Here is a 25,021-nt window from a genome sequence, read left to right as displayed (position 1 = left end):
ACAGGGATACGTTTCGCCCGAATGGTCGAAATGCCCGGGCGACGGTCGTCCGGAAGGGGACCGAGCTTTTTCGTCCCGGATTTCAGTCCGTCTCGGCATTCGATCGCGACGATGCGGCCTCGGGTTTTCCGCCCGGACCTGTCCCAGCCGTTTCAGCACACGATTTCCGGCAACCCGTATTCTTCAGGATTCGATCGATCCATGGCAGCACTCCAGCGCAGCGCGCTCTTCATCGACGGCGCGAACCTCTACGCGACCACCAAAGCCCTCGGCTTCGATATCGACTACAAGAAATTGCTCAAGGAATTTCAGGCTCGCGACAACCTGCTGCGGGCGTTCTATTACACCGCCATGATCGAGGATCAGGAATATTCCTCGATCCGGCCGCTGATTGATTGGCTCGACTACAACGGCTACCGCGTCGTGACCAAGCCCGTGAAGGAGTTCACGGACTCGATGGGCCGGCGCAAGTACAAGGGCAACATGGATATCGAGCTGGCGATCGACGCCCTCGAACTCAGCCCGCATATCGACCACATGGTGCTGTTCTCCGGCGACGGCGATTTCCGCTCGCTGGTCGAGGCGATGCAGCGGCGCGGCGTCAAGGTGACGGTGATCTCCACCATCCAGACCCAGCCCGCGATGATCTCGGATGAACTGCGGCGGCAGGCCGACGAGTTCGTGGATCTCGCGAGCCTCTCGAACCGCATCGGCCGTGAGCCGAGCGAGCGCCCGGTCCGGGTTGCCGGCGAGACCGCCAGCCGCTACCGCGGCGACGCCCGCCCGAGCCCGGCCCTCGAGAACCGCTACGGCATCCGCCAGCCGGAATCCGAGGAGGGCTAGACCTCAGGCGCTGCCGCCGTCGAGCCAGTCGATCACCTGCTGCGCGCCGCGATCGGCCGGGAAGACCGGGTAGAACACCTGGGCGACGACGCCGTCGTCGATCACCAGGGTGAGGCGGCGCAGCAGCACCTGGCCGCCCGCCTCGAACACCGGCAGGCGCGCCGCCATCGCGAAGGCCCGGTGCGGATCGGCCAGCAGCGGGAAAGTCAGGCGCAGCCGCTCGGCCGCCTCCCGCTGGTAGGCACTGGTCTGGGTCGAAAGGCCGAAGACCTGGGCGACGCCGCGTTCTCTCAGGGCGGCAAGGTGATCGCGGAAATCGCAGGCCTGTGGGGTACAGCCCCGGGCGCCGGGAATCGCGTCCCAGTCCGGCGTCAGGGCCGGCTGTCCCGGCTCGCCGGTGCGCGGATAGGCGTAGGCCACGGTGCGCCCGGAGAGCTTCGCGAGCGAGACGGTCGTGCCGTCCGTGGCGGTGAGCGCCACGTCGGGCAGCTTCATGCCGCGCAGATGATCGGCGGCGCCGTCATCCACGGGGGCGGGGAGGTCGGCGGGCAGGGTGTCGGGGCTGGGCTGCATGGGGGGCTCCTCGGATCCCGCGAGCCTAGATCGCCGCGGGCCGAAGGTGAATCTCTTCTCCACGGTTTGGCTGCTCTATGGAGGCACTCAGGTCCGGAGGGGGAGCACCGCGACCGGTTGATCCGCAATGCAAATGCATTACCATTTCAGCAGGGATACGGAGTGCGCAATGGCGAAGGTGGCCGAGGTTCTGGAGATCCCCGCCACGGTCACAGCCCGGGGTCAGACGACTGTGCCGGCTGCGATCCGGCGGATGCTGGGGCTAAACAAGGCCGGCCCTATCGTGTTCCGCAGGCTGGCCGACGGCACAATCACCGTCGCGAAGGCAGATGGTCCGCGGGCCGAAGATGATCCCGCGCTTGGCCCATTCCTGACCTTCCTGGAACGGGACATCGAGACGCGGCCGCAAGCTATCAAGCCAGTCACGCAGGACATGTACAGGCGCGCCGCAAGCCTGGTTGATGGCGTCGAGGTCGACTTGGATAGCGCTCTGCCGAGCGACGACGCGTGAGCGACGCGCCACTGATCGCCAACGGCTGGGCGATCTACGCGCATCCTCTGTTCCTCGACCAATTGGAAGACCTCGTCTCCCGGGTCGAAGAAGCTAGGACAAAAGATCCGGACGGCTATCGAAAGACGCGGACTGCGAAGCTGCTGGCCGCGGTCCTGAAGGTCGCCTTCGACGCCATTCCCACAGATCCAAACAGGCCAGAGTATCGCCAAGGCGACACGCTCGGCGCCAAGCACAAGCACTGGTTCCGTGCAAAATTCCTTCAGCAATACCGGCTATTTTTCCGATACAAGGCAACAGCTGGCCGCAAGGTGATCGTGCTGGCCTGGGTGAACGACGATCAGACGCTCCGCGCTTACGGCAGCCGATCGGACGCCTATGCGGTCTTCCAGAAGATGCTACGTTCCGGGAATCCCCCCGACGACTGGGACGCCCTGTTGCAGGAAGCGAGCGACGCGACGGCGCGAAGCCGCCTCGAGCGGGCCCGCTCCCGAACCTGAGCTGGTTGGCCGCCCGAAACTCTACCCCCGGTCCCGCAGCAGCCGCGCCCGGTCGCGCTGCCAGTCGCGCTCCTTGGCGGCCTCGCGCTTATCGTGGGCCTGCTTGCCCTTGCCCAGGCCGAGCTCGATCTTCGCCCGGCCCTTGTCGTTGAAGTAGATCTTCAGCGGCACCACCGTGTAGCCCTGGCGCTGGGTGGCGCCGATCAGCTTGTTGATCTGGCGGCGGTGCAGCAGCAGCCGGCGCGGGCGCTTGGGTTCGTGGTTGAAGCGGTTCGCCTCCAGGTATTCCGGGATGTAGCAGTTGAACAGCATCAGGTCGCGGCCGGACGGGCCAGCATAGGCCTCGCCGATCGTCGCCTTGCCGATGCGCAGGGATTTGACCTCGGTGCCGGTCAGCGCGAGGCCGGCCTCGAAGGTGTCCTCGATCGAGTAGTGGAAGCGCGCGGCACGATTGTCGGCGACGATGCGCCGACTGGGCTCCGGTTTCGGGGCCATTTCTTGTGACTCTCCTCAGCCTTCCAGAAGGCCGGCGTGGCGCAGGGCCGCGTCGACGATCGCCCGGGTCGCGTTCGAGACCGGCACCAGCGGCAGGCGCAGGTCCTCGGTCATGTGGCCGAGCTTGGCCAGCGCGTACTTGGTCGGGCCCGGGTTGGCCTCGGCGAACAGGCCGCTCTGGAGCGGGAACAGCCGGTCCTGGAGCGTGAGCGCCTTGGCGTAGTCGCCCGCGAGCGAGGCCTCCTGCAGGTCGGCGCAGAGGCGCGGCGCCACGTTGGCCACCACCGAGATGCAGCCGTGGCCGCCCTGGGCGTTGTAGCCGAGCGCCGTCGCATCTTCGCCCGAAAGCTGGAGGAAGTTCGCCCCCATGGCCTGTCGCTGCTGGCTGACGCGGTCGATCTTGGCGGTCGCGTCCTTCACGCCGGCGATGTTCTTCAATTCGTACAGACGGGCCATCGTCTCGACGCTCATGTCGACGACGGAACGCGGCGGGATGTTGTAGATGATGATCGGGATGCCGACCGCGTCGTTGACGGCCTTGAAGTGGGCGTAGAGGCCCTCCTGCGTCGGCTTGTTGTAGTAGGGCGTGACCACCAGCACGGCGTCGGCGCCGGCGCGCTCGGCGTGGCGCGCCCGAGCCACCGCCTCGGCGGTGGAATTGGAGCCGGCGCCCGCCACCACGGGGACGCGCCCACCGGCCTCGTCGATGCAGGCCTCGACCACCCGGTCGTGCTCGGCATGGGTCAGGGTCGGGCTCTCGCCGGTGGTGCCGGTGGGCACGAGGCCGTGGCTGCCCTGCGCGATCTGCCAGCGCACGAATGTCCGGAACGCGGCCTCGTCGAAGGCGCCGTCGCGGAACGGCGTCACAAGCGCGGTGAGCGAGCCCCGCAGGCGGCTCCCGGTCATCTCGGTCATCTCAGGCGTCCCGAAGAGTATGAGCTGGCGTCTTGGCGGACTGATTGGCTGCGGCGTTCTCGGCGCCGCGCGTCCCGCGCGCCGTTCGGCCGCGGACGGGCAGACATAGGCGGTCGCGCCACGCTGCGCAAACAGATCGTGGTCACGGTTTACGGGTTCTTAATGCCCCCGGGCCGATCTTCATTTCTTTCCACTCCGGTCGCGAGAAGGGGGGAAACGTGATCCGAGCCCAGTCGATCCGAGGCACCGCGATCCGAGCGCTGGCCTCGACGCGCACGCCCCTGGCTGCGGCGGCTCTGGTCACGACCCTGGGGGTCGCGCTGGCCGGCCAGGTCGGCCAGACCGGTACCGACGCACCCGCCTCCCAGCCGACGCCGCCGTCGAGCGACGCCGCCCTGTCCCCGGCCCAGACCCGCAGCACCGAGGCCGAGGCGGTCGCGGATCCGGTCACCGCCGACGCCCTCAAGCTCGACCCGGCCCAGACAGCCAAGGGCTCCGACCGCGGCGAGGAGGCCGCCGGCAAGATCCCAGCGGCGGCCACCGCCTATGCCTCGGCCGATCCCGACGCCCCCGTGGCCTTCCCGCTGCCCGACGCCGCGGTGACGCCGGCCGCGCCGGTCCCCGAGGTCCCGGACCCGGGCAAGCCCAAGATTTCCGGCGACACCGATCCGACCCTGCTGCGCGGCGCCATCGACCTCTACCGCAAGGGCCGGGTCGCGGACGGCGACCGGATGCGCGACGGCTTCAACGATCCCGCCGCCCGGGCGCTGCTCGAATGGGTGGCGATCCGCGCCGGCGCCGGTATCGGTTTTGCCCGGACCGTCACCTTCACCCGCGCCAACCCGACCTGGCCGGCCGGGCCGCTGCTGCGCCGCCGGGCCGAGGAGGCTTTGCTCTCCGAGCGCAAGCCCCCGGCCCTGGTCCGCGCCTTCTTCGCCACCGCCAAGCCGGTGAGCGCGCCGGGCAAGTTCGCCCTGGCGCTGGCGCTGCGAGCAGACGGCTATGACGGCGACGCCGCCGAGATCGTGCGCGACCTCTGGCGCACCGAGAGTTTCGGCAAGAGCCTGGAGGCCAAGGTCCAGGACGCGTTCCCGGGGGTGCTCACCCGGATCGACCACCGCTACCGGATGGAGCGGGCGCTCCTGAAGGACGATTGGGAGAGCGCCGGCCGGGCGGCCGGCTATGCGGGCGGCAGCTATGCCAGCCTCGTGCGCGCCCGCCGGGCCGTCGAGGACAAGGCCGGCGCCCCGGCTGCTCTCGCCGCAGTGCCGCCGTCCCTGCGGGGCGACGCCTCCTACATCTTCTCCCGGGCGCAGTATTTCCGCCGGGCCGACAAGCCCGAGGAGGCCGCCGCGGTGCTCGCCGCCGCGCCCGTCAACCCGGACGTGCTGGTCGACGGCGACGAGTGGTGGGTCGAGCGCCGGATCGTGGCGCGCAAGCTCCTCGACCTCGGCGACGCCCGCACCGCCTTCACGGTGGCCAGCGGCCACGCGGCCCGCACCCCGGAGAAGCGCCTGGAGGCCGAGTTCCACGCCGGCTGGATCGCCCTGCGCTTCGCCGGCGATCCGGCAAGCGCCGCGCAGCACTTCGCCCAGATGGCGACCATCGCGGAGAGCCCGGTCTCGCTGGCGCGGGCCGCCTATTGGCAGGGACGGGCGGCCGACTCCCTCGGCCAGCACGACGTGGCCAAAAACTTCTACGAGCGGGCGGCCCTGCAGCCGATCGCCTATTACGGCCAGGTGGCCCGGGCCCGGCTCGGCCAGACCAGCCTGCCGCTGCGCGCGCCGGCCGACCTCGAGGGCGTCGAGCGGCAGGCCTTCGAGGAAAGGCTCTACATCCGGGCGCTGCGCATGCTCGGCGAGGCCGGGCTCAAAGACCTGGCGCTGCCGCTCTACATCGACGCCGCCCGGGACCTCACCGACCCGCGCGAGATCCAGGCGCTCGGCGACCTCGCCACCGAGATGAAGGATGCCCGCGCCCTGGTGGCGATCGGTAAGCTCGCGGTGCAGCGCGGCCTGCCGCTCGACGCCCACGCCTACCCGACGATCGGGATCCCGACCTACGAGACCTTCACGGCGGTGCCGCAGGTGGAGCGGGCCATGGTCTACGCCATCGCCCGGCAGGAGAGCCAGTTCGACCCCCGGGCCCAGTCCGGCGTCGGCGCCCGCGGCCTGATGCAGATGATGCCGGCCACCGCCCAGCGCACCGCCCGCCGGGTCTCGGCCGCCTTCGACCTCGACCGCCTGACCAGCGACCCGGCCTACTGCGCCAAGCTCGGCCAAGCCCATCTCGGCGAGCTGATGGAGGATTGGCGCGGCTCCTACGTGCTCGCCTTCGCCTCCTACAATGCCGGCGGCGGCAACGTGAAGAAGTGGATCGACGCCTACGGCGACCCGCGCAAGGGCGAGGTCGACGTGATCGACTGGGTCGAGCGCATCCCGTTCACCGAGACGCGCAACTACGTGCAGCGGGTGATGGAGAACCTGCAGGTCTACCGCTCGCGCCTCGACGGCCGCAGCGCCCTGCTGATCGACGGGGATCTGCACCGCGGGGCGCGGTAGGGGGATCGGTCCGACCCTTGTCGATCGGCGCGGGCCGGAACGTGGCGGGCGCCTGGGGCCGGCAGCGGGTGCTCGTCCGTCATTGACGTGTGCAGGCTGTGGCAGGGGCGCTCGAAGTCGCCCTTAAGCCCGGCCCGAACCCATCACCGCCGCTCGTCCTCCACGATGGTGCGGAGGCAGGTCAGGGCGCGTTCACGGCCTTCGCGGGTCCGGATACGCGACCAGAGCCGCAGGCATTCGTTCGGGTCGCCGATGCCGTCCGCGGGGAGATCGCCGTCGAAGAAATGCTCGACCGGGATGCCGAGGATTTCAGAAAGCGTCCGTAAGGTCTGGGTCCGCAGCCTGTCCGCGCCACTCATGGGGGGCGCTCCTTTTACCAGCCCATGGTATAAACGTTCGTTCCGACAGTATAGCATATTGTATAAAATTCAAGATCACAATCTTGACAGCAGTCTAAGAGGCATTCCGGCTGCTTCGTACGGTTCCAGACCAGGCTGAAACCCGGCTGAACGCGCGGTCCCCGGTTCGACGACGCGCGCCCTAGTCCGTGCCGCGCTGAAGCAGGAACACCCCCTGCGCTCCGAACAGGTTCCATACCCACCAGGGCATCGAGAAGCGCATCGGGCGGCCGCTCGCGTCCAGCGCCGTGGCGTGTTCGATCCGGGCCCCGATCAGGCGGCACAGGCCGACGAAGTCGCGGATCGTGCAATGGTGGATGTTGGGGGTCTCCCACCAGGCATCCGGCATGATCTCGGTGACCGGCATCCGGCCGCGCAGGGCCAGTTCCGACCGGACCCGCCAATGCCCGAAATTCGGGAACGAGATGATCACCTGCCGGCCGATGCGCAGCAGGTGCTCCAGCACGATCCGGGGGTTGCGGGTCGCCTGGATGGTCTGGGACAGAACCACCACATCGAAGGCGTCGTCCGGGTAGTTCTCCAGGTCGGTGTCGGCATCGCCCTGGATCACCGACAAGCCCCGGGCCAGGCAGGCATTGACCCCGCTGCGGGACAATTCGATGCCCCGCCCGTCGATGCCGCGCCGGTCGCGCAGCAGCGCCAAGAGCGAGCCGTCGCCGCAGCCGATATCGAGCACCCGGGCGTTCGGCGGCACCAAGCCCAGCACGACGATGTGATCGACCCGGGCGCCGTTGCCCTCGGCGGTGCGGGGCAGGGCGTCGGTGGTCTGCCACGGCGCGGCGTTGCCCGGGGAGCCCTTGAACAGCATCGAGCCGCTCACAATCCGCGCGCCCGGGCGGCGGCGTCGATGAAGCCGCGGGCGGCGGAGAACATCGCCGGCTCGTCGAGCAGGAAGGCGTCGTGGCCCTTGTCGGTCTCGACCTCTACGAAGGCGACCGGCGCCGCGGCGGCGTTCAGCGCGTGCACGATCACCCGCGACTCGGATGTCGGGAACAGCCAGTCGGAGGTGAACGAGATCACGCAGAACCGGGTCTTGATCCCCTGGAACGCCTTGGCCAGCGCGCCGCCATGGTCCTCGGCGAGGTCGAAATAATCCATCGCCCGGGTGAGGTAGAGATAGGCGTTGGCGTCGAACCGCTCGACGAAGCTCAGGCCCTGGTGGCGCAGGTAGCTCTCGATCTGGAAATCGGCGTTGAACGAGAAGGTCGGCGCCGAGCCGCCCTGGAACCGCCGGCCGAACTTCCGGTGCAGCGCCGGCTCGGACAGGTATGTGATGTGCGCGCCCATCCGGGCGACGCCGAGCCCCTTGGACGGCCGCGTGCCCGCCTCGAGGTAGCGCCCGTCGGCCCAGGCCGGATCGGCCATGATCGCCTGCCGGCCGACCTCGTGGAAGGCGATGTTCTGCGCGGAGTGGCGCGGGCCCGTGGCGATCGGCATCGCGGCGAAGACCCGCTCGGGGTACAGAGCCGCCCATTGCAGCACCTGCATCCCGCCCATCGAGCCGCCGATGCACAGGAACAGGTCGCGCACGCCGAGCCGCTCCAGCAGCATCGCCTGGGCGCGCACCATGTCGCGGATCGTCACCAGCGGGAAGTTCAGGCCGTAAGGCCGCCCGGTCGCGGGATCGATCGAGGCCGGGCCGGTGGAGCCCATGCAGGAGCCGATCACGTTCGAGCAGACGACGAAGTAGCGGTCGGTGTCCACCGGCTTCCCGGGGCCGACCAGCGTCTCCCACCAGCCGGGCTTGCCGGTGAGCGGATGCGTATGCGCGAAATACTGGTCGCCGGTGAGGGCGTGGCAGATCAGCACCGCGTTCGTGCCCGCGGCGTTGAGGGTACCGGCGGTCTGGTAGGCGATCTGGAAGGGCGCGAGCTCGACGCCGGCATCGGTCAGCAGCGGCGTGTCCGCGCCGAAGCGCATGACCAGGCTTTTGGGGTCGAGCGCCTGCGAGGGCTCCGACAGGCGCCCGGCCGTCTCGTCGATCGGGTCCAGCCGCAGCGCGGTCTCGGGTTGGGTATCCATGCGGGACTTGACGACCGTCTGTCGGCGATCCCGGTCCGCGGGAGGAGAGCGCGGGATCGCGTGACGCGCCGCACTCGCCGGACGCGGCCAGCGAGACCGGGAGGTAATGCTCCGGGGGGCGAGCGTCAACGCGCCTAGGGCGTGCGGGAATGCCGGGTCGCCTCCGCGGCTCACGCGAGCGGTGCGGCCATCAGCGCCAGCCCGAGGGCCGGGAGCCCCAGCGCCAGGGCGGCGCGGGCGTCGAGCCGGTCGGCGCCGACGCCGACGCACCAGCTCCGGCTCGCGACGTTCTCGACGCAGAGACCGGACAGGACGAGCGCGCAGCCGATGATCGCCTGAATCGAAATCATGGGAACCTCACCGCGCCGGCCGCGCCACGCGGCCCTGGATCACGGCTGGGGAAGTGTGCGGCGGGCCTGCCGGTTCCTCCCGAGGGACGCCCGGACGATCATACCTTTGGCCCCCCGCCTCAGCGGATCGCGGCCGCGCAGGCGGCGAACACCATCGCGGCCCCGACCACCGTGATGCAGCCGTTCGCCCACGAGGCGGCCTCCGCCCGGCGCAGCCGGCAATCGGCGGCCACCGAGGTGAGGATCCCGATCAGAAACAGGCTGCAGGGGATCAGGTCACCGGGCATATGGATCCGTCCAGGGGAACGCGGGACGCGACGCGCCCGACGCGGCCCTTCTCCGGGATCAACAGGCCGAAACGTGGCGAGTGCCCCGCGGCATTTGCGCTTCGCCGCTTTGCCGCGGCGCGGGTTCCCGGACGATGGGGCTCAGAGCTTGGCCGCGGCCGGCTGGCCCGAAAAATCCTCCGGGCCCATGTCGAGCAGGTCGTTGGGCGTCGCGGTCTTGTCGTAGGCGGCGCTGGCGGCGGCCTCGATCGCCGCCTGGTTCTGCGCGAACAGGTCGAGGGGGGCGAGGTCGGCCCCGGCGCCGAAATTTTGGCGCAGCACCGGGATCGGCACGTCGATCCCGATCACCCGCTGGCCATCGGTCATGGCGAAGCGGATCAGGCTCTCGTCGGCGGGCAGGATATGCGCGCCGCCATCCAGGTAGCGTGTGAGGGGCATGGGACCGGTCCTTGTCGCCAATCAGACTTGGACCGGGGAGGTAGGGCGGGGCCGGGCTCACGTGTATCCGCCGCTCGGACGCGTCTGGGGTCAGACGGCGCGTTTGGCGTCGCCTTCCAAGGGCCGCAGGTCTCAAGATCGAATCGCCTGCAGCGCTGTCGTTGCCCTCGAAGCTAAACACCACGTCCGGATGAACGACGCGAGATCCATCGGCGCAAACAATCCCACCGCACGTCAATTCCAGATCTATGTATTCTTATAGATTTTAATTTTTCACTTTTTCTTTATTATGGATAAACCATGCCGTGACGTAGGCTTATTTCCGAAATAAGACAGCATTCCAGGCATGCGCGCGCTGGATTGCTTCGCTGCGCTCGCAATGACGGGGAAGGTGCGGCGAATCCCAAGACCGAAATTGTCATGACATCGACGGATATCCCACTCCCTTCCCTCATCCTGAGGTCGAGGATGGGAAATCATCGGCCGATACGACTCAAAGACGATCATTCAGAAAAATTATGTTCGCCGCCGCACTCATCTACATCCTCGCCGTCATGAGCCCGGGGCCGAATTTTCTTCTGGTCACGCGATCCGCATCGTCCGGTTCGGTGCGGGCCGGCTTGGGGGCGACGGCCGGGATCGTGCTGGTCGGATTGATCTTCTCCAGCGCGTCCGTCACCGGACTTTCCGTGCTGATCCGGGAATTCCCGGCCTTCGACAAGATCGCCGGCGCAGCGGCCGCCCTGTACCTGCTCTACATCGCCGCTCTCCTGACCCGCGCCGCCTTTGAGCCGGCGAACCCGACAGGGCCGGGCGCGGAGCCGCAGCCGGAGGCGCGCTTCTGGACGGCGTTTCGGATCGGGGCGCTGACCAATGTCGGCAACGTCAAGACGATCGCCTTCATGGTGAGCATCTTCACCGGGTTCCTTGTGGTCGAGCGAAGCTGGAGCGAGAAGGCGGCCATCGTCGCGCTGTGCAGCACGCTGGAGTTCGGGTGGTATGCCGGCGTGGCCTTCGTCTTCGGCCGCCGTGCGATCCGGACCTTCTACACGCAGCACAACCGCCTGATCGACCTCTTCATGGCCGTGTTCCTGGTGGGCTTTGCCGCCAAGACCGTCGCGGAACTCCTGTGAACCGCGGAGGGCCCGGCCGCCCGGCTTCACCCACGGAGGAAATGCTGTAGACGGACGCGGAACCCGAAAAAGATCCGCCCGCGCATCCGAGTCGCCCTGCCATGTCCGCCCCCAGTCCCGTCCGCCCGGAACCGCGCCCCGGCGTCTTGGCGATCGACACCTACGTGCCCGGCAAGAGCGGGCGGCCCGGCGGCGGCAAGGTCCACAAGCTCTCGTCCAACGAGACGCCGCTGGGGCCGAGCCCGGCGGCGCTCGCGGCGCTCCACGAGGCCACCGCCAAGCTGGAGACCTACCCGGACGGCCGGGCGACGGTTCTGCGCACGGCCATCGCCAAGCGGTACGGGCTCGATCCCGAGCGGATCGTCTGCGGCGCCGGCTCCGACGAGCTGCTGTCGCTGCTGGCCTACGCGTATGGCGGCCCAGGCACCGAGGGCATCTATTCCGAGCACGGATTCCTGGTCTACCGGATCGCGATCCTGGCCTCCGGCGCGACGCCCGTGGTGGCGCCCGAGCGCGACTACACCACCGATGTCGACGCGATCCTGGCCCGGGTCACCGAGCGCACCCGGATCGTCTACGTCACCAACCCGAGCAACCCGACCGGTACCTACCTGCCGTTCGACGAGATCCGCCGCCTGCATGCCGGCCTGCCGGCCAACGTGCTGCTGGTGATCGACGGCGCCTATGCCGAATACGTGCGGGCGAACGACTACTCGGCCGGTCTCGAACTCGCGCTCGAATCCGAGAACGTCGTGATGACCCGGACCTTCTCGAAGATCTACGGCCTCGCCGCCGTGCGGATCGGCTGGATGCTGGCCCCGGCGCACGTGGCGGATTCGGTCAACCGCATCCGCGGGCCGTTCAACGTCTCAGGTCCGGCCATCGCGGCGGGCGCGGCGGCGATCGCCGACGAAGCGCACATGGCGGCGGCCGCCGCCCACAACGCCGCGTGGCTGCCCAAGCTCACCGATGGCGCCCGGGCGCTGGGTCTTACGGTGACGCCGAGCGTCGCCAACTTCGTGCTGATCCACTTCCCCGACGCGCCGGGCCGCTCGGCCGCGGACGCCGACGCCTTCCTCACCGAGCGCGGGCTGATCACCCGCCGGGTCGCCGCCTACGGCCTGCCCAACGCCCTGCGGGTGACGGTGGCGGGCAAAGAGGCGAACGAGGCCTTCCTGGCGGCACTCGGCGATTTCGTCCGGGGCACGCATGCCTGAGACCCAGACCCCGCCCATCGGGCGCCTCACCATCGTCGGGCTCGGGCTGATCGGTTCCTCGATCGCCCGGGCCGCCCGCCGCTACAATCTCGCCGGCACGATCGTCGCCCTGGACCGGGACCCGGCCGTACGCGCCCGGGTCACCGAACTCGGCATCGCGGACATCGTCACCGGCGACCCGCAGGACGGCGCCGCGGAGGCCGACCTGGTGATTCTGTGCGTGCCGGTCGGCGCCATCGGGGCGGCGGCGGCCGAGCTGGCGCCGCACCTGAAGCCCGACGCGATCGTGTCGGATGTCGGCTCGGTCAAGGGCGCCGTGGTGGCGGCGATCCGGCCGCACCTGCCCGAGAGCGTCGCCCTGGTGCCAGGCCACCCGATCGCCGGCACCGAGTTCTCGGGGCCGGATGCCGGCTTTGCGACCCTGTTCCAGGGCCGCTGGTGCATCCTGACGCCGCCCGAGGGCACCGACCCGGCGGCGGTGGAGCGGGTCCGGGCCCTGTGGGAAGGCATGGGCGCCGATGTCGAGACCATGAGCGCCGAGCACCACGACCACGTGCTGGCGATCACCAGCCACCTGCCGCACCTGATTGCCTACAACATCGTCGGCACCGCCGCGGACCTCGAATCGGCGACCCAGTCCGAGGTGATCAAGTTCTCCGCCAGCGGGTTTCGCGATTTCACCCGCATCGCCGCCTCCGACCCGACCATGTGGCGCGACATCTTCCTCAACAACCGCGAGGCTGTGCTGGAGATGCTCGGCCGCTTCAACGAGGATCTGTCGGCGCTCGCCAAGGCGGTGCGCTGGGGCGACGGCGACGCGCTCCACGCCATGTTCACCCGCACCCGGGCGATCCGGCGCAGCATCGTGGCGCAAGGCCAGGAAACCGCAGCGCCCGATTTCGGCCGCCCGCGGCCGCCTGAGGAGTAGGCCGGCAAGAGGGCTCATCCAATCCCCCCCCCTCATCCTGAGGTGCGAGCGCAGCGAGCCTCGAAGGAGCCCTCCAGCTGGCTGCGCGATCCCTGGAGGCCTCCTTCGAGGCCTCCGCTTCGCTCCGTCACCTCAGGATGAGGGGGATTGGGTGGGATGGCCGTCGCCGCCCCCCCAGCCTCACGCCGGCGGCCGGTTCACCAGCACCGGCTCCGCCGCCGTCCGCTCCGGGAACAGCTGCTTCAGCGCCTCGAGCTTCGGCGCGTCGTTGACGGCGATGTAGGGATGGCCCGGATGCTGGGCCATGAAGTCCTGGTGGTAGCTCTCTGCCGGGTAGAACGCCGCACCCGGCTCGATCCGGGTGGCGATCGGCCGTGCAAAGGTCTTCGCGGCGTCGAGCTGGGCGATGTAGGCCCGCGCGATCCGCGCCTGCTCGGCGTCCTGCGGAAACAGCGCCGAGCGATATTGCCGCCCGCTATCGGGACCCTGGCGGTCGACCTGGGTCGGGTCGAGGGCCACCGAGAAGAAGATCCGCAGCAGCTCGTCGTAGCGGATCAGAGCCGGGTCGTAGGTGACCGCCACCGCCTCGGCATGGTCGGTGCCGCCGCCGCTCACCGTCCGGTAATCGGCGTCCGCGCGGGTGCCCCTGGCATAGCCCGAGACCGCCTGGCTCACCCCGCGCACGTGCTGGAACACCCCCTGCACGCCCCAGAAGCAGCCGCCCGCGAACACCGCGACCTGTTGGCCGGGCGCCGCGCTCGAAACGGTCGCGGCCTCGGGCAGGCGCCGCGGCGCCTCCTCGGCGAAGGCGGCCAGGCGGGGCAGCAGCAGCGCCCCGGCGAGGCCGAGGCCGATGGCGGCGCCTAGGATCGGGCGGATGGTGTCGCGAAGAGCCATGCTGACCTCCTGCAAGGCGCGCCCTGCGAGACGCGCGCCGCTTGATTGCACCGGGTCGTTCGCCACCGGTCGCGCCCCGGTTACGCCGGCCCTGGCCCCAACTGCCCGTATCCACCCGGTGCCGCCGACCGAGATCCGCCCCAGTCCATACCTTGATCCATGGCACAAAGTACCATACTTTTTTGATCAGGCCGGGGGGGCGATCGGAGCACGCAGCAGGACAGGCAGACACAAGCCGACGGGAGCAGGACATGAGCACATCCTTGAACGGGCCGCGCCCCGCGAGGACATTGCATGCGCATCTTCCTGCCGCTCGACTTCGCGAGACGAGCCGCGAAGCAAAAGGTGACCGACGACGATCTGCGCGAGGCGGTCGCCCGTGCCGAACGCGACCTGATCGATGCGCAACTCGGGCTGGCGCTGATCAAGCACCGCATCCCGCGCGCCGGACAGGGCCGCTCCGGCGGCTTCCGCAGCATCATCGTCTACGAGCGCGGGCGGATCGCGATCTTCCTGCACCTGTTCGCCAAGAACACCAAGGCGAACCTGACCAAGACCGAGACGCAGGTGTTTCGCGACCTCGCGGCGACCCTGATCGGCCTCAGTGATGAGGCGCTTAGGCAGGTCGCAGCCACGCAGGGCTGGAGACGGATCGACGATGACGGAACCGAAGACGACCAATCGCAGTGACGCGCTCCGGTCGGCGCACGTGGTCGCCAAGGACCTCCACGCCGCCGGGGCCATCGACAAGGCGACGATGCGCCGGTTCGACGTGTCGTGCCTGACGCCGGTCGAGGACCTCAGGCCGGAGGCGATCCGCGCCATCCGCGAGACCGCCCAGATGAGCCAGGCGATCTTCGCCATGGCCCTCAACGTGACCACCGCGCTGGTCAGTAAATGGGAGCGGGGGGAGAAGAAGCCCGGCGGCCCATCGCTGAAGCTGCTCGCCCTCGCCAGCCGGAAGGGCATCGACGCCATCTTGTAAGGCGGACGCCTCCTCGGTCGAGGCGACCGACCCCGCCCGCATCGGTGACGCGGGCGGGAGGCCGCATTGCGGCCGCGCCCGCATGGGTCTAGGCACCCGGCAACAGATCGAATTCGTCCGGAAGGACCTGCCCGTGACCATCGCCCCCGAACCGAACTCCTTCCGCACCGGCCCCGACGAGCGCGGCCGCTTCGGCATCTTCGGCGGCCGGTTCGTCGCCGAGACGCTGATGCCGCTGATCCTCGAGTTGGAGGCGGCCTACGAGGCGGCGAAGGTCGATCCCGCCTTCGCGGCCGACATGGCGAGCTACGGCACCCACTATATCGGCCGGCCGAGCCCGCTCTACTACGCCGAGCGCCTCACCGAGCACCTGCGCGCCCAGGCGCCGGCGGGCCAAGGCGCCAAGGTCTATTTCAAGCGCGAGGAGCTGAACCATACCGGCTCCCACAAGGTGAACAACGTGCTCGGCCAGATCCTGCTGGCCCGGCGCATGGGCAAGCCGCGGATCATCGCCGAGACCGGCGCCGGCCAGCACGGAGTCGCCACCGCGACCCTCTGCGCGCGCTTCGGCCTGAAATGCGTGGTCTATATGGGCGCGGTCGACGTCGCCCGGCAGGCGCCCAACGTCTTCCGGATGAAGATGCTCGGCGCCGAGGTGATCCCGGTGGAATCCGGGACCAAGACCCTCAAGGACGCGATGAACGAGGCCCTGCGCGACTGGGTCACCAACGTCGCCGACACGTTCTACTGCATCGGCACCGTGGCCGGCCCGCACCCGTACCCGGCGATGGTGCGCGACTTCCAGTCGGTGATCGGCCGCGAGACCCGGGAGCAGATGCTCGCGCAGGAAGGCCGCCTGCCGGATTCGCTGATCGCCTGCATCGGCGGCGGCTCCAACGCCATGGGGCTGTTCCACCCGTTCCTGGACGACCGTGAGGTCGAGATCTTCGGGGTCGAGGCCGCCGGCCACGGGGTCGAGTCCGGCCTGCACGCCGCCTCGCTCACCGGCGGAAAGCCGGGGGTGCTGCACGGCAACCGCACCTATCTGCTAATGGACGCGGACGGCCAGATCTCCGACGCGCACTCGATCTCGGCCGGTCTCGACTATCCCGGCATCGGCCCCGAGCACGCCTGGTTGCACGAGATGGGCCGCGTGAAATACCTCTCGGCCACCGATTCCGAGACCCTGGAGGCGTTCAAGCTCTGCTCGATGCTGGAGGGCATCATCCCGGCCCTGGAGCCGGCCCACGCCCTGGCCCGGGTGCTGGACATCGCGCCCCAGCGCCCGGCCGAGCACCTGATGGTGCTCAACATGTCGGGACGCGGCGACAAGGACATTCCGCAGGTGGCGGAGATCTTTGGGACGAAGCTCTGAGCGCGGATCGGCTCGGATCCCGTCCCGCGGCCTCGCCTCACCCGGCCTCGATGTCGGTAAGCGGGAAGTCGTTGCCCTTGTAGAGCAGCGGAACCCGGTGCGCCCGGGCACAGGCGTAGGCGAAGCAGTCTCCGAAGTTGAGACCGGCGGGATGCCGGCCCTTACCGAAGCGATCGTAGGCGTCGAGGGCGACTTCGGCAGCCTCCGGGGCGACGGCCAGGACCTGGATGCCGGCGAGGTCGAGATAGGCGCGCACCGCATCGCGCGCGTCCGGGACCGACAGGTCGAGCCGGCGCGCCACGGCTACGACGGTCTCCCAAACGGCCAGCGGCGACGTCATTCGGCGGCGCGCCCGCTGCAGCCGGGCGACCAGGGCCCGCGCGTCGGCCTCGTCGGTCAGGATCGCCGTGAGGGCCGAAGCATCCACAAACATCGCAGATCCGCCTCAATCGCGCTCGTAGAGGCTATCGATGAACGCCTTGTCGGCAGGCTTCGGATGTGGCCCGGCCCGCCCGTGAAGGGTTCGGACGAAGTCGACCGTTTGCTCGACCAGATCGACCTTGCCGGTCTGGCGGGCGATTTCGTTCTGAAGCGCTCGGCGCACCGCGTCGGTCTTGGTCGTGCGCAGCAGCGTCATGAGATGGACGACAAGGTCGTCAACCTGCGGATCCTTGACGTAGAGCGGCATGGATATGCTTCTCGGATATCCGGGATATCCCTAGGCTTTATACATCCGTGCCGCAAGGAGAGCGAGTCTCGGGCAGGCAGGATGGCGCCGGCACGATCAATTCTCGCGCGCCCCACTCTTCCAAGCATCCGCGATCCTCGGCACGATCTATCGGGACCGGTGCGCCGAACGGCAGGCCGACGCTCTCCGATGTGCCTGGAAGCGGGCGCCTCACCGCACCGTCACCTGATCCTTGATCTTCTCATAGACCGCCCGGCTGAGGACGCGCTTCGACAAGAGTTGGTCCACGGAGGTGTAGGGGCGCTTGGCGGTGATCGCCCGGCCGATCGCGCCGCCGCCCCGGAGCTTGTTGAGGTCGGCCACCGAGGCGGTGTTCAGGTCGAGGATGGCGAGCGCCCGGGGGCCGGCATTGTCCTCGGCCCGGTCGATCTCGGCCTCGCCCTGCTGCTGGGCCGGGGCGGGCTCGGACGGGAAGGCGAGGGCGTCGGGCGGCATCTGCTGCTGCGTGGGGCGCGGCGCGGCGGGTGACGCGGTCGGCGCGGCCGGAGGCGGCGCCGGTTCCGGAGCCGGCGGGGGTGCGGCCGGCTCGGCGGGGGCGTTCTCGGCGGGTGCCTCGGCCACCGGGGCGGGATCCGGCGCGGGGCTCGAGCTCGGCAGCAGGTACTGCACCAGCGCCGCCAGGATGCCGGCCAGGATCAGGAGAACGGAAATACGCAGGATTGCAGGGCCGCTCAGCACGCGTCACTCGACGATGAAATTAATTGTCAGGCCTCAGATAATGCTCTCTCGACCTGCCGGCCAATCGAACACCGGGATCCCGGGCCGTACAGTCTGCTCCGTCAACAGGCGATCCGCCCGGACAGGCCCGCGGTGACCGACCCGATCGCGCGCCTCGGCGAGCGCCTGGGGGCGCTGCGCTACCTGCCGGCCCTGTTCCGCGAGATCGCCGCGGCGAGCCCGCGCCTGCTTGCGGCGAGCCTCGCCCTGCGCCTGGTGGCGGCCTGCCTGCCGATCCTGTCGCTCTACCTCGCCAAGCTGATCCTCGACGGCATCGTGGCCGAGCATGCCCACCCGGCGCCAGCGGCGAGGATTACCGACTGGCTCGCCGATCCCGGCCGGGCGCGGCTCGTCTGGCTGGTGGCGGCCGAGCTCGGGCTCGCCCTGCTGTCCGACCTCACCGGACGGCTCGCGAGCCTGACCGAGACCCTGATCGGCGACCTCTACGCCAATGCCGCCTCGGTGCGGCTGATGGCGCATGCCGCCTCCCTGGACCTCGCGCAGTTCGAGGACAGCGCCCAGCAGGACCGTCTGGAGCGGGCGCGCCGGCAGGTCAGCGGCCGCACCGGCCTAATCGGCACGGTGTTCGGCCAGTTCCAGGCCCTGGTGACGCTCGTCTCGCTCACCGCCGGTGTGGCGGCGTTCACGCCCTGGCTGGTGGTGCTGATCGCCGCCGCCCTGGTGCCGGCTTTGCTCAACGAGTGGCACTTCACCAAGGCCGGCTATCGCCTCGCCTGGATCCGCAGCCCGGAGCGGCGGCGGATCGACTACCTGCGCTACCTCGGCGCCAGCGTCGAGACCGCCAAGGAGGTCAAGCTGTTCGGCCTCTCGGGCTACATCACCGCGCTCTACGGGGTGCTCGCGCAAAACCTGCTCGCCGAGAACCGGGCGCTCGCCACCGCCCGGGCGCGCTGGGGCTTCGCCTTCGCGAGCCTCGGGACGCTGGCCTATTACGCCGCCTACGCGGTGATCGTCTGGCGGACCGTGGCCGGATCGTTCTCGATCGGCGACCTCGCCTTCCTGGCCGGCGCCTTCCAGCGCCTGCGCGGCGGCATCGAGGGGCTGCTGCTCGGGCTCACCCAGATCAGCGGCCAGGCGCAGTATCTCGACGATTTCTTCTCGTTCTTCGCGATCCGGCCGGCGATCCGCTCGCCCGCGCAGCCCGTGCCGGTGCCGAGCCCGATCCGCGCCGGGCTGGTGTTCGAGGAGGTCGGCTACCGCTATCCCGGTACGGAGATCTGGGCCCTGCGCGGCCTGTCCTTCGCGGTGCGGGCCGGGGAGACCGTGGCGCTCGTCGGCGGCAACGGCGCCGGCAAGACCACGATCGTCAAGCTGATGACCCGGCTCTACGACCCGCACGAGGGCCGGGTGCTCCTCGACGGGCTGCCGCTCGCCGCCTACGACCTCGACGACCTCCGGGCCTGGGTGGCCGCGATCTTCCAGGACTTCGTCCGGTTCGACCTCACAGCCGGCGAGAACGTCGCGGTCGGCCGGATCGCGGCGGCCGGCGAGCAGGACCGCATCGCGGCGGCGGCCGCCCGGGGGCTCGCCGCCCCGGTGATCGAGCGGCTGCCGGAGGGCTACGCCCAGCCGCTCGGCAAGCGCTTCGCCGGCGGCGTCGACCTGTCGGGGGGCGAGTGGCAGAAGGTCGCGCTGTCCCGGGCCTACATGCGCGAGGCCGAGATCCTGATCCTCGACGAGCCGACCGCGGCGCTCGACGCAAGGGCCGAGCACGACGTGTTCGCCCGGTTCCGGGAACTGTCGGCGGGCCGCACGACGGTTCTGATCTCGCACCGCTTCTCGACGGTGCGCATGGCCGACCGCATCCTGGTCCTGGAGGGCGGCCGGTTGCTCGAAGAGGGCAGCCACGCCGCCCTGATGGGGCAGGGCGGCCGCTACGCCGAGCTGTTCACCCTGCAGGCCCAGGGCTACCGGTGAAGGTCATGGTTTCGAAAGGTCCGGGACCTTTCGCGGGTCCAGGGCGGAGCCCTGGATGCCTCAGTGGTTCCCAAAGGGCTCCGCCCTTTGGGAACCCATATCGGGGACCGGCACGACGCCCGAGGATTGCCCCTTTCGCGTCGCCTGCTATCTGGCGGACCTTGAACCGGGAATATTCATGCGCGTCTTGCATCTCCTGACGGCCGGCCTGCTCGTCTCCGCCTGGGGGGCACAGGCTGCGCCGGCCGTCTCCGAGCCGGCCCCCGCGGCCAAGGCCGAGGCCCCCGCGCCGGCCCACGACATCGTGCTGGCCAACCACCGGGCGGTCTACGACCTGTCGCTCGCCGAGGGCGGCGGCACCCGCTCGGTGGAGAGCGCCCGCGGCCGCATCGTGATCGATTTCCGGGGCGACGCCTGCCGCGGCTACACCATGCTGACCCGGCAGGTGACGGAGCTCTCCTCCGGCGAGAGCGGGCCGCGCCTGTCGGACATGCGCAGCACCACCTTCGAGGGCGGCAAGGGCCGCGAGTTCCGGTTCAAGACCACGACGCTCACCAACAACCAGCCCGCCGCCCCCGTGGACGGCACCGCCTCCGAGCAGGGCGACGGCGTCACCGTGAAGCTGAAGGGCGGGCCTAAGCCCTTCACCGTGGAGGGGCCGGTGCTGTTCCCGAGCGAGCACATGCGCCACCTGATCGAGGCGGCGCGGGCCGGCCAGGCGACCCTCTCGGCCAAGGTGTTCGACGGCTCCGACGACGGCAAGAAGATCTACGACACCTTCGCGGTGATCGGCCATGCCGGGACCGGCCCGGCCGCGGACACCACCCGCGACAAGCCCCTGCGGGAGGGCCCGCTCGCCGGCATGCCGCACTGGCCGGTGCGGCTCAGCTACTACACGCCGGGGGTGGGCGAGCGGACGCCGATCTACACCCTCGGCTTCGACCTCTACGAGAACGGCGTCAGCGGCGCGCTCAAGCTCGATTACGGCGAGTTCGCCATCCTGGGCGACATGACCGCCCTCGACATCGACACCCAGGCCGGCCGGGCCGCCGACAAGGAGGGCGACAAGGGCTGCACGCCGTAGGGGCAGGGCCTAAGGTCATTCTGATCAAGGATGAGGCGGAAGGCTGTGCGCGCATCTCCCTCCCCCGCAGAGAGGGGAGGGAAAGCCGCGCCTGCCGCGCCTGACAACTTGGTCGCATCCGCGCCGAAAGCCCATCCGCTGCTCGACCCCAGACGCGGCAAACCAGCGCCTCACGCCCAATCATCCTCCGGCTGCGGCGACAGGATGCGCCAGGCCGCGGCGATGCGCTCCGGCTTGATCTCCAGCGCTCCGGCGCAGGCCACGAGCACGCCCTCGTCGCCCATTACATGGTCGAGGACGCCCGCCAGGAAGGCCGGTTCCTGGGCGCTCTCGCGTACGGTGTCGGCGCTCAGGCCGCTCGCCGCCAGGAAGGGCAGGAGGCGGTCATCCTCCGCGACGATCCACAGCAGAACGTCGAGGGCGAGCCGTTCCGCAGATTCGGCCCCTTGAAGAGGTTTGCCATTCATCAACATGTGATCGCTACAAAGGTCACCAAGGGGCTTCACGGCCCGCTAATCATGATCGGCGCGCACCGGGACATCGGATCATGAAAAAGACGGTGCTGATCGTCGAGGACAACGAACTGAACATGAAGCTGTTCAACGACCTCTTGGAGGCGAACGGCTACGCGACCCTGAAGACCGCCCACGGCATCGAGGCGATCGAGCTGGCCCGCGCGCACCATCCCGACCTGATCCTCATGGACATCCAGCTCCCCGAGGTCTCCGGCCTCGAAGTGACCAAATGGCTCAAGGAGGACGACGACCTCAAGAGCATTCCGGTCATCGCGATCACGGCCTTCGCCATGAAGGGCGACGAGGAGCGGATCCGCGAGGGCGGCTGCGAGGCCTATCTGTCGAAGCCGATCTCCGTCGCGAAGTTTTTGGCAACGGTTCGCGCGTATCTTGAGCCCCGGTGACGCCGAAGCGGCGCGCCGGTAACGGCGAACGGCCGACCGCCCTGGGCGGAATCGCGCAACCGCGCGTCAGCGAGGAACCATGTCGGCCCGCGTCCTGATCGTCGACGATCTGTTTCCGAACGTGAAGCTTCTCGAGACGAAGCTCGGGCTCGAATATTTCGACACGATCGCCGCCATGAACGGGCCGGACGCGATCGCGATCTGCGAGAAGGGCCTGTGCGACCTCGTCCTGCTCGACGTGATGATGCCCGGCATGGACGGTTTCGAGGTCTGCCGCTACCTCAAGAACAACCCGGTCACCGCCCACATCCCGGTGGTGATGGTCACCGCCCTCGACCAGCCCTCGGACCGGCTGCGCGGCCTCGATGCCGGCGCCGACGATTTTCTGACCAAGCCGGTGGACGACACCGCCCTGTTCAGCCGGGTGCGCAGCCTCGTGCGCCTCAAGGCGGTGACCGACGAATTGCGCCAGCGGGCGCTGGCGTCGCGCGAGTTCGGCATCGGCGATCCCCTGGCGCTCGCCACCGCCGAGACCGGCCTCGACGCCCGGATCCTGCTGGTCGAGGACCGGCCCGGCTCGGCCGAGCGCATGGCCGGGGCCCTGCGCCAGCACCATGCGGTCACGATCGAGCCCGACCCGCAGGCGGCGATGCGCCTGGCCGCCGAGGGCGGCTTCGACCTCGCCCTGGTCAGCCTCGACCTCGACGGGTTCGACGGCCTGCGCCTGTGCAGCCAGCTCCGCTCGCTCGACAGCACCCGGGCGATGCCGCTGATCATGCTGGCCGAGGAGCACGACCGCGGCCGGGTGGTGCGCGGCCTCGATTTCGGCGTCCACGACTTCCTGATGCGCCCGGTCGACCGCAACGAGCTGATGGCCCGGGTCCGCACCCAAGTGAAGCGCAAGCGCTTCACGGAGGCCCTGCGGGGCGCCATGCAGGCCTCCCTGCAGCTCGCCGTCACCGACGCGCTCACCGGCCTGCACAACCGGCGCTACCTCGACAACCATCTCGGCGCGCTGTTCTCCGACGAGACCGCGAAGCGCCCGGGGCTGGCCGCCCTGATCCTCGACATCGACCTGTTCAAGGGCATCAACGACAGCTACGGCCACGAGGCCGGCGACGAGGTGCTGCGCACCTTCGCCGAGCGGGTCCGCCAGCACACGCGGCCGGTGGACATCGTCGCCCGCTACGGCGGCGAGGAGATCGTGGTGGTGCTGCCGGAGGCCGGGCTGCCCGAGGCCCGGGCCATCGCCGAGCGAATCCGCGAGAAGGTCGAGGCGATGCCGTTCTCGGTGCAGCGCGCCACCCGGACGATCCCGGTGACGGTCTCGATCGGCGTCGCCATCCGCCACCCGGAGGATACCGGCCCCAACGACATGCTCAAGCGTGCCGACATCGCCCTGTATCGGGCCAAGGCCGCCGGGCGGAACCGGGTCGAGCAGCAAGCGGCCTGAGGGGCGGTCGGACCCGCGCGCCTGTCTCACCCTCCTTTGCGGGCTACGATATTCACACAACCCTGGCCGAGACGCGCTCTCCTCCCCCTTGCGGGGAGGGGAAACGCGCCTTTCTTTCAGAACCTTGGCGTTCGGGAGAGAAGTGTGAATCCGGTAGCCTTTGCGGGGGAGGGAGAGCGTGGTGGTCATCCCCACGCGATGACGGACCGCCCCGACGCTGCGTCAAAAAGCTCACCCGAGCTTAAGGATGACATTCTAGCCTCGCACCCGACATCGATCCGCGCCCCTGTTGGAATGGGCGCGGCAGAGGATCGGACGACGCGGATGGATATGCAGGTGCCGGCACGGTCGGGGCGTATGGCGAGCGAGCTGGAGCAGCGCCGCCTGTGCAAGATCGCCTCTTCGCCGCACGCCTATGTCCGCGGCAGCACCGCGCACTTCTACGAGCTGATCGCCGCCATGCCGGCGGGCGCCCTGCCGGAGGGGCCTCCGGTCTGGATCTGCGGCGACGCGCATCTCGGCAATCTCGGCGCGGTCGCCGATCCCGACGGGCGGATCGACATCCAGGTCCGCGACCTCGACCAGACCCTGATCTCGAACCCGGCCTTCGACCTGGTCCGGCTGGCCCTGTCCCTGGTCACCGCCGCCCTCAACGCGACCCTGCCGGGCATCGTCACCGCCCGGATGATGGACGCCATGGCGGTGGGCTACGCGGACGGGATCCTCGATCCCGAACAGGCCGAGCGGGACGTCGCCGAATCCGAGATCGTCGCCACCACCCGCCGCCGGGCGCTCGGCCGGCGCTGGCGCCACCTGTCCCGGGAGCGGCTCAAGGGCAAGGATGCCCGCCTGCCGCGGGGCAACCGGTTCTTCGACCTCGACCCGGCCGAGCAGGAGGCGTTCGCGGCGCTGAGCCGCGACCCGGAGGTGCACCGGCTGGTCCTGGCGCTCGGCGGCGCCGAGGCCGGGGCGGAGATCCGGCTGCTCGACGCCGCCTACTGGATCAAGGGCTGCAGCTCGCTCGGTCGCCTGCGCTACGCCGGCCTCGTGGAGATTTCGGGGGGCACCCGTCCGCATCTCGCCCTCCTCGACGTCAAGGAGGCGGTGCCGTACCTCGCCCCGCCGGCCCCGGGGGCCGACATGCCGGCCGACGCGGCCGCCCGGGTCGTGGCCGGCGCCCGCGCCCTGTCGCCGAATCTCGGCGAGCGGATGGTCGCCACGCATTTCCAGGGCACCCCGGTCACGGTCCGCGAGCTGATGCCGCAGGATCTCAAGATCGACGCCGAGCAGTTCTCCCGGAGCGAGGCGGTGCGGGTCTCGGGCCACCTCGCCGCCATCCTGGGCCGCGCCCACGGCCGCCAGATGTCGGCGGCAGACCGCCAGGCCTGGAGCGACACGGTCCGTGCCCCGGGGCAGGGCGCCGACACCCCCGGCTGGCTCTGGTCCACGGTCACCGACCTGATGGGCGCACACCAGCGCGGCTACCTGGAGCATTGCCGCCGCATCGCCCGGGAGGACCTGGCGGCCTGATTTTTTTGTTTTGCGGATTGGGGACCCAATCGGGTCAGACCCCGGCGCGTTCCAACGGCGGTTCCGACGGCCAGCGCCGGACTCACCGCGCTTTTCCCCTCCCCCTTGCGGGGAGGGGCCAGGGGTGGGGGTGGTGCAGAAGGCACCGCCGAGCCGCCCCCACCTCCAACTCCTCCCCGCAAG

The 25,021-nt window shown here is 69.7% G+C and carries 29 protein-coding genes; 15 read left to right on the top strand and 14 right to left on the bottom strand.

Features of this window, described 5'->3' with window-relative positions:
* The first annotated feature begins 201 nt into the window (after nt 1-201).
* Complete coding sequence (locus tag MKL09_RS23810) at nt 202-843, top strand: NYN domain-containing protein (RefSeq protein WP_244024338.1); 642 nt, start codon at nt 202-204, stop codon at nt 841-843.
* 3 nt (nt 844-846) lie between these two features.
* On the opposite strand, the gene MKL09_RS23805 is transcribed toward MKL09_RS23810, so the two are convergent.
* Nucleotides 847-1,416, bottom strand: coding sequence for a peroxiredoxin (locus MKL09_RS23805; RefSeq protein WP_244024336.1), 570 nt, complete (start codon nt 1,414-1,416; stop codon nt 847-849).
* 169 nt (nt 1,417-1,585) lie between these two features.
* Between MKL09_RS23805 and MKL09_RS23800 the strand changes: the two genes are divergently transcribed.
* On the top strand, nt 1,586-1,927 hold the full coding sequence (locus MKL09_RS23800; RefSeq protein ID WP_244024334.1) for a type II toxin-antitoxin system PrlF family antitoxin: 342 nt from the start codon (nt 1,586-1,588) through the stop codon (nt 1,925-1,927).
* Nucleotides 1,924-2,427, top strand: a complete 504-nt coding sequence (locus tag MKL09_RS23795) for a type II toxin-antitoxin system YhaV family toxin (RefSeq protein ID WP_244024332.1) — start codon at nt 1,924-1,926, stop codon at nt 2,425-2,427. The genes MKL09_RS23800 and MKL09_RS23795 overlap by 4 nt, the downstream gene beginning before the upstream one ends.
* 21 nt (nt 2,428-2,448) lie before the next feature.
* On the opposite strand, the gene smpB is transcribed toward MKL09_RS23795, so the two are convergent.
* Together smpB and dapA are read right to left on the bottom strand one after the other, a co-directional pair.
* The gene (gene smpB / locus MKL09_RS23790) at nt 2,449-2,922 is read right to left on the bottom strand and encodes an SsrA-binding protein SmpB (protein ID WP_244024330.1); all 474 of its coding nucleotides are present in this window, start codon (nt 2,920-2,922) and stop codon (nt 2,449-2,451) included.
* Nucleotides 2,923-2,937: 15 nt separating this feature from the next.
* Complete coding sequence (dapA, locus tag MKL09_RS23785) at nt 2,938-3,837, bottom strand: 4-hydroxy-tetrahydrodipicolinate synthase (RefSeq protein WP_244024328.1); 900 nt, start codon at nt 3,835-3,837, stop codon at nt 2,938-2,940.
* Between the two features lie 251 nt (nt 3,838-4,088).
* Between dapA and MKL09_RS23780 the strand changes: the two genes are divergently transcribed.
* Complete coding sequence (locus MKL09_RS23780; protein ID WP_409566978.1) at nt 4,089-6,398, top strand: transglycosylase SLT domain-containing protein; 2,310 nt, start codon at nt 4,089-4,091, stop codon at nt 6,396-6,398.
* Between the two features lie 143 nt (nt 6,399-6,541).
* On the opposite strand, the gene MKL09_RS23775 is transcribed toward MKL09_RS23780, so the two are convergent.
* The 6 genes from MKL09_RS23775 to MKL09_RS23750 form a co-directional block, all read right to left on the bottom strand.
* Nucleotides 6,542-6,757 carry a hypothetical protein gene (locus MKL09_RS23775; RefSeq protein WP_244024326.1) on the bottom strand — a complete coding sequence of 72 codons (216 nt, stop codon included), beginning with the start codon at nt 6,755-6,757 and terminating at the stop codon, nt 6,542-6,544.
* Nucleotides 6,758-6,938: 181 nt separating this feature from the next.
* The gene (gene metW / locus MKL09_RS23770) at nt 6,939-7,625 is read right to left on the bottom strand and encodes a methionine biosynthesis protein MetW (protein ID WP_244024352.1); all 687 of its coding nucleotides are present in this window, start codon (nt 7,623-7,625) and stop codon (nt 6,939-6,941) included.
* 8 nt (nt 7,626-7,633) lie between these two features.
* On the bottom strand, nt 7,634-8,839 hold the full coding sequence (locus MKL09_RS23765; RefSeq protein ID WP_244024324.1) for a homoserine O-acetyltransferase: 1,206 nt from the start codon (nt 8,837-8,839) through the stop codon (nt 7,634-7,636).
* 170 nt (nt 8,840-9,009) lie between these two features.
* Complete coding sequence (locus tag MKL09_RS23760) at nt 9,010-9,189, bottom strand: hypothetical protein (RefSeq protein ID WP_244024322.1); 180 nt, start codon at nt 9,187-9,189, stop codon at nt 9,010-9,012.
* A 119-nt stretch (nt 9,190-9,308) separates the two neighbouring features.
* Complete coding sequence (locus MKL09_RS23755) at nt 9,309-9,476, bottom strand: hypothetical protein (protein WP_244024320.1); 168 nt, start codon at nt 9,474-9,476, stop codon at nt 9,309-9,311.
* A 141-nt stretch (nt 9,477-9,617) separates the two neighbouring features.
* Nucleotides 9,618-9,914 carry a hypothetical protein gene (locus MKL09_RS23750; protein ID WP_244024315.1) on the bottom strand — a complete coding sequence of 99 codons (297 nt, stop codon included), beginning with the start codon at nt 9,912-9,914 and terminating at the stop codon, nt 9,618-9,620.
* Between the two features lie 518 nt (nt 9,915-10,432).
* On the opposite strand from MKL09_RS23750, the gene MKL09_RS23745 reads away from it, so the two are divergent.
* The 3 genes from MKL09_RS23745 to MKL09_RS23735 all read left to right on the top strand — a co-directional run bounded on the left by MKL09_RS23745 (nt 10,433) and on the right by MKL09_RS23735 (nt 13,192).
* Nucleotides 10,433-11,047 (top strand): LysE family translocator, encoded by a 615-nt coding sequence (locus tag MKL09_RS23745; protein WP_244024314.1) that lies wholly within the window; start codon nt 10,433-10,435, stop codon nt 11,045-11,047.
* Between the two features lie 101 nt (nt 11,048-11,148).
* Complete coding sequence (locus MKL09_RS23740; RefSeq protein WP_244024313.1) at nt 11,149-12,264, top strand: pyridoxal phosphate-dependent aminotransferase; 1,116 nt, start codon at nt 11,149-11,151, stop codon at nt 12,262-12,264.
* Nucleotides 12,257-13,192 (top strand): prephenate/arogenate dehydrogenase family protein, encoded by a 936-nt coding sequence (locus MKL09_RS23735; protein ID WP_244024312.1) that lies wholly within the window; start codon nt 12,257-12,259, stop codon nt 13,190-13,192. The genes MKL09_RS23740 and MKL09_RS23735 overlap by 8 nt, the downstream gene beginning before the upstream one ends.
* A gap of 180 nt (nt 13,193-13,372) precedes the next feature.
* On the opposite strand, the gene msrA is transcribed toward MKL09_RS23735, so the two are convergent.
* On the bottom strand, nt 13,373-14,089 hold the full coding sequence (gene msrA / locus MKL09_RS23730) for a peptide-methionine (S)-S-oxide reductase MsrA (protein WP_244024311.1): 717 nt from the start codon (nt 14,087-14,089) through the stop codon (nt 13,373-13,375).
* 294 nt (nt 14,090-14,383) lie between these two features.
* On the opposite strand from msrA, the gene MKL09_RS23725 reads away from it, so the two are divergent.
* The 3 genes from MKL09_RS23725 (at nt 14,384) to trpB (ending at nt 16,449) form a co-directional block, all read left to right on the top strand.
* Nucleotides 14,384-14,779 carry a type II toxin-antitoxin system RelE/ParE family toxin gene (locus MKL09_RS23725; RefSeq protein WP_244024310.1) on the top strand — a complete coding sequence of 132 codons (396 nt, stop codon included), beginning with the start codon at nt 14,384-14,386 and terminating at the stop codon, nt 14,777-14,779.
* Nucleotides 14,748-15,074, top strand: coding sequence for a helix-turn-helix domain-containing protein (locus tag MKL09_RS23720; RefSeq protein WP_244024309.1), 327 nt, complete (start codon nt 14,748-14,750; stop codon nt 15,072-15,074). The genes MKL09_RS23725 and MKL09_RS23720 overlap by 32 nt, the downstream gene beginning before the upstream one ends.
* Nucleotides 15,075-15,207: 133 nt before the next feature.
* Entirely contained in the window at nt 15,208-16,449 is a 1,242-nt protein-coding gene (gene trpB, locus MKL09_RS23715; protein WP_244024308.1) for a tryptophan synthase subunit beta, read from the top strand.
* A gap of 37 nt (nt 16,450-16,486) precedes the next feature.
* Here trpB and MKL09_RS23710 read toward each other — a convergent pair whose 3' ends face one another.
* From MKL09_RS23710 to MKL09_RS23700, 3 genes are all read right to left on the bottom strand, one after another.
* Entirely contained in the window at nt 16,487-16,882 is a 396-nt protein-coding gene (locus tag MKL09_RS23710) for a type II toxin-antitoxin system VapC family toxin (RefSeq protein WP_244024306.1), read from the bottom strand.
* 12 nt (nt 16,883-16,894) lie between these two features.
* The gene (locus MKL09_RS23705) at nt 16,895-17,137 is read right to left on the bottom strand and encodes a type II toxin-antitoxin system VapB family antitoxin (protein ID WP_244024304.1); all 243 of its coding nucleotides are present in this window, start codon (nt 17,135-17,137) and stop codon (nt 16,895-16,897) included.
* 210 nt (nt 17,138-17,347) lie between these two features.
* Nucleotides 17,348-17,875 (bottom strand): helix-hairpin-helix domain-containing protein, encoded by a 528-nt coding sequence (locus MKL09_RS23700; protein WP_244024302.1) that lies wholly within the window; start codon nt 17,873-17,875, stop codon nt 17,348-17,350.
* 132 nt (nt 17,876-18,007) lie between these two features.
* Here MKL09_RS23700 and MKL09_RS23695 point away from each other — a divergent pair, with 132 nt between their 5' ends.
* Nucleotides 18,008-19,852 (top strand): ABC transporter ATP-binding protein, encoded by a 1,845-nt coding sequence (locus MKL09_RS23695; protein ID WP_244024300.1) that lies wholly within the window; start codon nt 18,008-18,010, stop codon nt 19,850-19,852.
* Between the two features lie 178 nt (nt 19,853-20,030).
* Nucleotides 20,031-20,936 carry a cell envelope integrity EipB family protein gene (locus tag MKL09_RS23690; RefSeq protein ID WP_244024298.1) on the top strand — a complete coding sequence of 302 codons (906 nt, stop codon included), beginning with the start codon at nt 20,031-20,033 and terminating at the stop codon, nt 20,934-20,936.
* A 170-nt stretch (nt 20,937-21,106) separates the two neighbouring features.
* Here MKL09_RS23690 and MKL09_RS23685 read toward each other — a convergent pair whose 3' ends face one another.
* The gene (locus tag MKL09_RS23685) at nt 21,107-21,403 is read right to left on the bottom strand and encodes a DUF3572 domain-containing protein (RefSeq protein ID WP_244024296.1); all 297 of its coding nucleotides are present in this window, start codon (nt 21,401-21,403) and stop codon (nt 21,107-21,109) included.
* Nucleotides 21,404-21,483: 80 nt separating this feature from the next.
* On the opposite strand from MKL09_RS23685, the gene MKL09_RS23680 reads away from it, so the two are divergent.
* From MKL09_RS23680 to MKL09_RS23670, 3 genes are all read left to right on the top strand, one after another.
* Entirely contained in the window at nt 21,484-21,855 is a 372-nt protein-coding gene (locus tag MKL09_RS23680; RefSeq protein ID WP_007560977.1) for a response regulator, read from the top strand.
* Nucleotides 21,856-21,934: 79 nt separating this feature from the next.
* On the top strand, nt 21,935-23,308 hold the full coding sequence (locus tag MKL09_RS23675; RefSeq protein WP_244024294.1) for a PleD family two-component system response regulator: 1,374 nt from the start codon (nt 21,935-21,937) through the stop codon (nt 23,306-23,308).
* A gap of 324 nt (nt 23,309-23,632) precedes the next feature.
* On the top strand, nt 23,633-24,838 hold the full coding sequence (locus tag MKL09_RS23670; protein WP_244024292.1) for a DUF2252 family protein: 1,206 nt from the start codon (nt 23,633-23,635) through the stop codon (nt 24,836-24,838).
* Nucleotides 24,839-25,021: the final 183 nt, after the last annotated feature.

Origin of the sequence: Methylobacterium sp. J-048, from assembly GCF_022829515.1 — a bacterium.
Classification (GTDB): Bacteria; Pseudomonadota; Alphaproteobacteria; order Rhizobiales; family Beijerinckiaceae; genus Methylobacterium.
This window is presented reverse-complemented; position numbering and strand designations above follow the sequence as displayed.

Coding starts and splice junctions, on each gene's coding strand:
- MKL09_RS23810 (WP_244024338.1), top strand. CDS start 202: ATGGCAGCACTCCAGCGCAGCGCGCTCTTCATCGACGGCGCGAACCTC.
- MKL09_RS23805 (WP_244024336.1), bottom strand. CDS start 1,416: ATGCAGCCCAGCCCCGACACCCTGCCCGCCGACCTCCCCGCCCCCGTG.
- MKL09_RS23800 (WP_244024334.1), top strand. CDS start 1,586: ATGGCGAAGGTGGCCGAGGTTCTGGAGATCCCCGCCACGGTCACAGCC.
- smpB (WP_244024330.1), bottom strand. CDS start 2,922: ATGGCCCCGAAACCGGAGCCCAGTCGGCGCATCGTCGCCGACAATCGT.
- dapA (WP_244024328.1), bottom strand. CDS start 3,837: ATGACCGAGATGACCGGGAGCCGCCTGCGGGGCTCGCTCACCGCGCTT.
- MKL09_RS23775 (WP_244024326.1), bottom strand. CDS start 6,757: ATGAGTGGCGCGGACAGGCTGCGGACCCAGACCTTACGGACGCTTTCT.
- metW (WP_244024352.1), bottom strand. CDS start 7,625: ATGCTGTTCAAGGGCTCCCCGGGCAACGCCGCGCCGTGGCAGACCACC.
- MKL09_RS23765 (WP_244024324.1), bottom strand. CDS start 8,839: ATGGATACCCAACCCGAGACCGCGCTGCGGCTGGACCCGATCGACGAG.
- MKL09_RS23760 (WP_244024322.1), bottom strand. CDS start 9,189: ATGATTTCGATTCAGGCGATCATCGGCTGCGCGCTCGTCCTGTCCGGT.
- MKL09_RS23755 (WP_244024320.1), bottom strand. CDS start 9,476: ATGCCCGGTGACCTGATCCCCTGCAGCCTGTTTCTGATCGGGATCCTC.
- MKL09_RS23750 (WP_244024315.1), bottom strand. CDS start 9,914: ATGCCCCTCACACGCTACCTGGATGGCGGCGCGCATATCCTGCCCGCC.
- MKL09_RS23745 (WP_244024314.1), top strand. CDS start 10,433: ATGTTCGCCGCCGCACTCATCTACATCCTCGCCGTCATGAGCCCGGGG.
- MKL09_RS23740 (WP_244024313.1), top strand. CDS start 11,149: ATGTCCGCCCCCAGTCCCGTCCGCCCGGAACCGCGCCCCGGCGTCTTG.
- MKL09_RS23735 (WP_244024312.1), top strand. CDS start 12,257: ATGCCTGAGACCCAGACCCCGCCCATCGGGCGCCTCACCATCGTCGGG.
- msrA (WP_244024311.1), bottom strand. CDS start 14,089: ATGGCTCTTCGCGACACCATCCGCCCGATCCTAGGCGCCGCCATCGGC.
- MKL09_RS23725 (WP_244024310.1), top strand. CDS start 14,384: ATGCGCATCTTCCTGCCGCTCGACTTCGCGAGACGAGCCGCGAAGCAA.
- MKL09_RS23720 (WP_244024309.1), top strand. CDS start 14,748: ATGACGGAACCGAAGACGACCAATCGCAGTGACGCGCTCCGGTCGGCG.
- MKL09_RS23710 (WP_244024306.1), bottom strand. CDS start 16,882: ATGTTTGTGGATGCTTCGGCCCTCACGGCGATCCTGACCGACGAGGCC.
- MKL09_RS23705 (WP_244024304.1), bottom strand. CDS start 17,137: ATGCCGCTCTACGTCAAGGATCCGCAGGTTGACGACCTTGTCGTCCAT.
- MKL09_RS23690 (WP_244024298.1), top strand. CDS start 20,031: ATGCGCGTCTTGCATCTCCTGACGGCCGGCCTGCTCGTCTCCGCCTGG.
- MKL09_RS23685 (WP_244024296.1), bottom strand. CDS start 21,403: ATGAATGGCAAACCTCTTCAAGGGGCCGAATCTGCGGAACGGCTCGCC.
- MKL09_RS23680 (WP_007560977.1), top strand. CDS start 21,484: ATGAAAAAGACGGTGCTGATCGTCGAGGACAACGAACTGAACATGAAG.
- MKL09_RS23675 (WP_244024294.1), top strand. CDS start 21,935: ATGTCGGCCCGCGTCCTGATCGTCGACGATCTGTTTCCGAACGTGAAG.
- MKL09_RS23670 (WP_244024292.1), top strand. CDS start 23,633: ATGGATATGCAGGTGCCGGCACGGTCGGGGCGTATGGCGAGCGAGCTG.